Source organism: Mesorhizobium sanjuanii (assembly GCF_002529485.1).
GTDB classification, from domain to species: domain Bacteria; phylum Pseudomonadota; class Alphaproteobacteria; order Rhizobiales; family Rhizobiaceae; genus Mesorhizobium; species Mesorhizobium sanjuanii.
Map to the genome: position 1 here is coordinate 1 of NZ_NWQG01000258.1, position 5,251 is coordinate 5,251.

Consider the following 5,251-nt stretch of genomic DNA (forward strand, 5'->3'; position numbering starts at 1 on the left):
ATCCAGCGCTTGACCTTGGAAATCGGCTTCGATTCCTGGATGAACACCTGATCGCCGACCTTGTGGGCGTTATTCTCGTCGTGCGCCTTGTACTTCTTGGTCATGCGCACGGTCTTCTTCATCACGGGATGCGTGAAGCGCCGTTCGACCTTGACGACAACCGTCTTCTCGTTCTTGTCGCTGACGACGGTGCCCTGCAGAATGCGCTTTGGCATGGTTTTCGTCCTTAAGCCTTCTTGGCCGCGGATTTTTCCGCGGCGATGGTCTTGATGCGCGCAATGTCCTTGCGGACCTGCCTCACGCGCGCGGTCTTCTCGAGCTGGCCGGTGGCCTTCTGGAAGCGCAGGTTGAACTGCTCCTTCTTCAGGCTGGCCAAATCGTCGGTCAGCTGGTCCTGGGTCTTGGTCCGGATGTCTTCGGCTTTCATGATCAGCCCGTCCTTATTCTGCGATGCGCTGTACGAAGCGCGTCCTGACCGAGAGCTTGGCCGCGCCGAGACGCAGCGCCTCACGGGCGGTTTCCTCGTTGACGCCGTCGATCTCGAACATGATGCGGCCTGGCTTGACGCGGGCCGCCCAGTAATCGACCGCGCCCTTGCCCTTGCCCATGCGCACTTCGGTCGGCTTCGACGTCACCGGCACGTCCGGAAAAATACGGATCCACACGCGGCCGGCGCGCTTCATCTCGCGGGTGATCGCGCGGCGGGCCGCCTCGATCTCGCGCGCGGTGACGCGGTTCGGCTCAAGCGCCTTCAGCCCGAAACCACCGAAATCCAGGTTGGTGCCGCCCTTGGCGGTACCGTGGATGCGGCCCTTGAACTGCTTGCGGAACTTTGTGCGCTTTGGCTGCAGCATCGTTCTAACTCCAAATTCCTAAATGTCTTACGCGTTTTCGCGACGGCGACCGCGTTCGCGCTCACCACCACCGCCATGCGCATCGCCCTCGGTCGCCCGGCGTTCCGAAGCCATCGGGTCGTGCTCGAGGATCTCGCCCTTGAACACCCAGACCTTGACGCCGCAGATGCCGTACGCCGTGTTCGCTTCCGCCGTGCCGTAGTCGACGTCGGCGCGCAGCGTATGCAGCGGCACGCGGCCCTCGCGGTACCATTCCATGCGCGCGATCTCGGCGCCGCCGAGACGGCCGGCGCAGTTGATGCGGATGCCTTCGGCGCCGAGGCGCATCGCCGACTGCACGGCGCGCTTCATGGCGCGGCGGAACGCGATGCGGCGCTCGAGCTGCTGGGCGATCGACTGGGCGACCAGGGTCGCGTCGATCTCGGGCTTGCGCACTTCGACGATGTTGAGGTGCGTCTCGGACTTCGTCATCTCCATCAGCTTCTTGCGAAGCTTCTCGATGTCAGCGCCCTTCTTGCCGATGATCAGGCCCGGGCGCGCCGCATGGATGGTGACGCGGCACTTCTTGTGCGGACGCTCGATCACGACCTTCGAGATCGCAGCCTGCTTGAGTTCCTTCTCAAGATATTTGCGGATCTTGATGTCCTCGTGCAGCAGCTTGCCGTACTCGCCGGTGTTCGCGAACCAGCGCGAATCCCAGGTGCGGTTGATGCCGAGGCGCAGACCGATCGGATTGACTTTCTGGCCCATTATGCGGCCTCCCCTTTTTCTTCGACTTCACGAACGACGATCGTGAGGTGCGAGAACGGCTTCTCGATGCGGCTGGCGCGACCGCGGCCACGGGCATGGAACCGCTTCATGACGATCGACTTGCCGACATAGGCTTCCGCCACGATCAGCGCATCGACATCGAGGTCGTGGTTGTTTTCCGCGTTGGCGATCGCCGATTCCAGCGTCTTCTTGACCGTGCCGGAAATCCGCTTGGCCGAGAATTCGAGGTCGGAAAGCGCTGTCGCGACCTTCTTGCCGCGGATCAGCGCGGCAACCAAGTTCAGCTTCTGCGGGCTGATACGGATCGTGCGCAACACGGCGCGCGCTTCGTTGTCAGCAAGCCTGCGCGGAGCTTTGGCCTTGCCCATGATTATTTCCTCTTCGCCTTCTTATCCGCGCCGTGACCGTAATAGGTCCGGGTCGGAGCGAATTCACCGAACTTGTGGCCGACCATGTCCTCATTCACCGAAACGGGAACATGCTTCTGGCCGTTGTAGACACCGAAGGTGAAGCCGACGAACTGCGGCAGGATGGTGGAGCGACGGCTCCACATCTTGATCACCTCATTGCGACCACCTTCACGAACCTTGTCCACCTTCTTGAGAAGGTAGCCGTCGATGAAGGGGCCTTTCCAAATAGAACGAGTCACTTGGCGTTACCTCTTCTTAGCTCTTGCGCTGATGGCGCGAGCGCAGGATGAACTTGTCGGTCGCCTTGTTGGACCGCGTCTTCTTGCCCTTGGTCGGCTTGCCCCAGGGCGAAACCGGATGGCGGCCACCCGAGGTGCGGCCTTCGCCGCCGCCATGCGGATGGTCGACCGGGTTCATGGTCACGCCGCGATTGTGCGGGCGCTTGCCGCGCCACACCGTGCGGCCTGCCTTGCCGTCATTGATGTTGCCGTGGTCGGGGTTCGATACGGCGCCAACGGTGGCCATGCAGGAACCGTGCACGACACGCTGCTCGCCGGAGTTGAGACGCAGGATCGCCATGCCCTGGTCGCGGCCGACGAGCTGGGCGTAGCCGCCCGCCGAACGGGCAACCTGGGCGCCCTTGCCCGGCTTCAGCTCGATGTTGTGGACGATCGTGCCGACCGGCATCGAGGCCAATGGCATCGCATTGCCCGGCTTCACGTCGACCGCTTCGCCAGCCACGATCTTGTCGCCGGCGGCAAGGCGCTGCGGGGCGATGATGTAGGACAGCTCGCCATCGTCATACTTGATCAGCGCGATGAAGGCGCTGCGGTTCGGATCGTACTCGATGCGCTCGACCGTGCCGACGACGTCAAACTTGCGGCGCTTGAAGTCGATGATGCGGTACGTACGCTTGTGACCGCCGCCAATGAAGCGGGCCGTGATGCGGCCGTAATTGTTGCGGCCGCCCGACTTGGTCAGGCCTTCGGTCAGGCCCTTGACGGGCTTGCCCTTGTAGAGGCCCGAGCGGTCGACGATGACCAACTGGCGGGTGCTCGGCGTTACCGGGTTGAATTTTTTAAGTGCCATTGTCCTGTCCTCGCGGCCTTGCTCAGAGACCCGTCGCGACGTCGATCGACTGGCCATCGGCCAGCGTCACAACCGCCTTCTTGACGTCGCTCTGGCGGCCGATCGTGCCGCGGAAGCGCTTGATCTTGCCCTTGCGGACAAGCGTGTTCACGGCCATCACCTTGACGCCGAACAGCGCTTCGACGGCGGCCTTGATTTCCGGCTTCGACGCCTTCTTGGCGACGTTGAAGACGACCTGGTTCTGCTCGGAAGCCATGGTCGACTTTTCGGTGATCGCCGGCGAGACGATCACGTCGTAGTGACGAAGGTCGGTCATTTAAAGCGCTCCTCGAGAGCCTCGACGGCGGCCTTCGAAAGGACCAGCGTGCCGCGGCGCAGAATGTCGTAGACGTTGATGCCCTGGATGGGCAGCACGTCGATGTTGGGGATGTTGGTCGCCGCCAGCTTGAAGTTCTTGTCAAGCTCGGCGCCGCCGATCACCAGGGCATTGGACAGGCCCAGCGTCGCGAAATTCGCGATCAGCGCCTTCGTCTTGGCCTCGGTCAGCTTCAGCTCGTCGATGATGATGATCGACGCGCTCTTGGCCTTGGCCGAAAGAGCATGCTTCAGGCCGAGCGCGCGCACCTTCTTCGGCAGATCGTGCTCGTGGCTGCGAACGACCGGGCCGTGCGCCTTGCCGCCGCCGCGGAACTGCGGAGCGCGTGCCGAATGGTGACGGGCGCGGCCCGTACCCTTCTGCTTGTACATCTTGGCGCCGGTGCGCGCGATCTCGGCGCGGCCCTTGGCCTTGTGCGTGCCCTGCTGCTTCTTGGCCAACTGCCAGCGCACGACGCGCTGCAGGATGTCCTCGCGCGGATCAAGGCCGAAAATCTCCTCGGAGAGTTTCACCTTGCCGGCGTCCTTGCCGCCCAGCGTTGTGATCTTGAGGTCCATTATTCCGCTCCCTCTGTGGCCGGGGCATCGTTGACTGCGGCCGGGGCATCGTTCTTGGCGCCATCATTGGTCGCAACGGCGCGGATCGCGGCAGGCTTCGGCGCATTGGCCGGAAGTGCCACCTTGGCGGCGTCGCGGACCAGGATCCAGGCGCCCTTCGAACCGGGAACCGCGCCGCGGATCAGGATCAGGCCGCGGTCGGCGTCGGTCGAAACGATCTCGACATTCTGCGTGGTGACGCGGGTATCGCCCATATGGCCAGCCATATGCTTGCCCTTGAACACCTTGCCCGGGTCCTGGCGCTGACCGGTCGAACCGTGCGTACGGTGCGAGACCGAGTTACCGTGCGTCGCACGGCCACCACCCATGTGGTGACGCTTGATGACGCCCTGGAAACCCTTGCCGATCGTCGTGCCCGTCACGTCGACCTTCTGGCCGGCGACGAAATGCTCTACGGTGATCTCGGCGCCAACATCGATCATGTTGTCGGCGGAGACTCGGAACTCGGCAACCTTGGCCTTCGGCTCGACGGAAGCGGTCGCGAAATGGCCGCGCATCGCCTTCGACGTGTTCTTCACCTTGGCAAGGCCAACGCCGAGCTGAACGGCCGTGTAGCCATTCTTCTCCTGCGTGCGCTGCGCCACGACCTGGCAGTTCTCCATCTGGAGAACGGTGACGGGAACATGCTCCCCGGCATCGTTGTAGATGCGGGTCATTCCCACCTTCTTTGCAATCACACCTGAACGCATCGGTTCAATTCCTTTAGAGTTCCGGGCCGGGGCACCGCCCTTACCGCGCTCTCAATCCCTTAGAGCTTGATCTCGACGTCGACGCCGGCGGCCAGATCGAGCTTCATCAAAGCATCGACCGTCTGCGGGGTCGGATCGACGATGTCGAGCAGACGCTTGTGCGTGCGCATCTCGAACTGCTCACGGCTCTTCTTGTCGACGTGGGGCGACCGGTTGACCGTGAATTTTTCGATCCGCGTCGGCAGCGGAATGGGGCCGCGGACGTTGGCGCCGGTGCGCTTGGCCGTCGACACGATTTCCCGCGTCGAGGCGTCAAGCACCCGGTGATCAAACGCCTTGAGGCGGATGCGGATATTCTGACCGTTCATTCGTCACTTCCTTGTTCTGGCGCGGCGCGGGCATCCCGCGCCCGCGACAGATCGGTTTAAGTCCAATTACTCTTTGA

At 62.9% G+C, this 5,251-nt stretch carries 11 protein-coding genes; all 11 read right to left on the reverse strand.

Annotated features, from left to right (window positions below):
- Positions 1-215: 30S ribosomal protein S17 (rpsQ, locus tag CN311_RS29785; RefSeq protein WP_097577174.1), on the reverse strand; the 215-nt coding region annotated here is incomplete at its 3' end.
- Between the two features lie 11 nt (positions 216-226).
- On the reverse strand, positions 227-427 hold the full coding sequence (gene rpmC / locus CN311_RS29790) for a 50S ribosomal protein L29 (RefSeq protein WP_006205459.1): 201 nt from the start codon (positions 425-427) through the stop codon (positions 227-229).
- Positions 428-440: 13 nt separating this feature from the next.
- Complete coding sequence (gene rplP, locus CN311_RS29795) at positions 441-854, reverse strand: 50S ribosomal protein L16 (RefSeq protein WP_006205460.1); 414 nt, start codon at positions 852-854, stop codon at positions 441-443.
- A 27-nt stretch (positions 855-881) separates the two neighbouring features.
- Positions 882-1,604 (reverse strand): 30S ribosomal protein S3, encoded by a 723-nt coding sequence (rpsC, locus tag CN311_RS29800; RefSeq protein WP_097577175.1) that lies wholly within the window; start codon positions 1,602-1,604, stop codon positions 882-884.
- Positions 1,604-1,993 (reverse strand): 50S ribosomal protein L22, encoded by a 390-nt coding sequence (rplV, locus tag CN311_RS29805; RefSeq protein ID WP_006205462.1) that lies wholly within the window; start codon positions 1,991-1,993, stop codon positions 1,604-1,606. Before rplV ends, rpsC begins: the two co-directional genes overlap by 1 nt.
- A 2-nt stretch (positions 1,994-1,995) precedes the next feature.
- Positions 1,996-2,274, reverse strand: a complete 279-nt coding sequence (rpsS, locus tag CN311_RS29810) for a 30S ribosomal protein S19 (protein WP_006205463.1) — start codon at positions 2,272-2,274, stop codon at positions 1,996-1,998.
- Between the two features lie 16 nt (positions 2,275-2,290).
- Complete coding sequence (gene rplB / locus CN311_RS29815; RefSeq protein WP_008875668.1) at positions 2,291-3,124, reverse strand: 50S ribosomal protein L2; 834 nt, start codon at positions 3,122-3,124, stop codon at positions 2,291-2,293.
- Between the two features lie 22 nt (positions 3,125-3,146).
- Entirely contained in the window at positions 3,147-3,440 is a 294-nt protein-coding gene (locus CN311_RS29820) for a 50S ribosomal protein L23 (RefSeq protein ID WP_006205465.1), read from the reverse strand.
- Complete coding sequence (gene rplD, locus CN311_RS29825; protein WP_008875667.1) at positions 3,437-4,057, reverse strand: 50S ribosomal protein L4; 621 nt, start codon at positions 4,055-4,057, stop codon at positions 3,437-3,439. Before rplD ends, CN311_RS29820 begins: the two co-directional genes overlap by 4 nt.
- Positions 4,057-4,806: a 50S ribosomal protein L3 gene (rplC, locus tag CN311_RS29830; RefSeq protein WP_097577176.1), complete on the reverse strand. Its 750-nt coding sequence runs from the start codon at positions 4,804-4,806 to the stop codon at positions 4,057-4,059. Before rplC ends, rplD begins: the two co-directional genes overlap by 1 nt.
- 59 nt (positions 4,807-4,865) lie before the next feature.
- On the reverse strand, positions 4,866-5,174 hold the full coding sequence (rpsJ, locus tag CN311_RS29835; protein WP_006205468.1) for a 30S ribosomal protein S10: 309 nt from the start codon (positions 5,172-5,174) through the stop codon (positions 4,866-4,868).
- Positions 5,175-5,251: the final 77 nt, after the last annotated feature.

What these genes read in the sequence shown, in the direction of transcription:
- rpmC (WP_006205459.1), bottom strand. Translation starts at nt 427, where the DNA reads ATGAAAGCCGAAGACATCCGGACCAAGACCCAGGACCAGCTGACCGAC.
- rplP (WP_006205460.1), bottom strand. Translation starts at nt 854, where the DNA reads ATGCTGCAGCCAAAGCGCACAAAGTTCCGCAAGCAGTTCAAGGGCCGC.
- rpsC (WP_097577175.1), bottom strand. Translation starts at nt 1,604, where the DNA reads ATGGGCCAGAAAGTCAATCCGATCGGTCTGCGCCTCGGCATCAACCGC.
- rplV (WP_006205462.1), bottom strand. Translation starts at nt 1,993, where the DNA reads ATGGGCAAGGCCAAAGCTCCGCGCAGGCTTGCTGACAACGAAGCGCGC.
- rplB (WP_008875668.1), bottom strand. Translation starts at nt 3,124, where the DNA reads ATGGCACTTAAAAAATTCAACCCGGTAACGCCGAGCACCCGCCAGTTG.
- CN311_RS29820 (WP_006205465.1), bottom strand. Translation starts at nt 3,440, where the DNA reads ATGACCGACCTTCGTCACTACGACGTGATCGTCTCGCCGGCGATCACC.
- rplD (WP_008875667.1), bottom strand. Translation starts at nt 4,057, where the DNA reads ATGGACCTCAAGATCACAACGCTGGGCGGCAAGGACGCCGGCAAGGTG.
- rplC (WP_097577176.1), bottom strand. Translation starts at nt 4,806, where the DNA reads ATGCGTTCAGGTGTGATTGCAAAGAAGGTGGGAATGACCCGCATCTAC.
- rpsJ (WP_006205468.1), bottom strand. Translation starts at nt 5,174, where the DNA reads ATGAACGGTCAGAATATCCGCATCCGCCTCAAGGCGTTTGATCACCGG.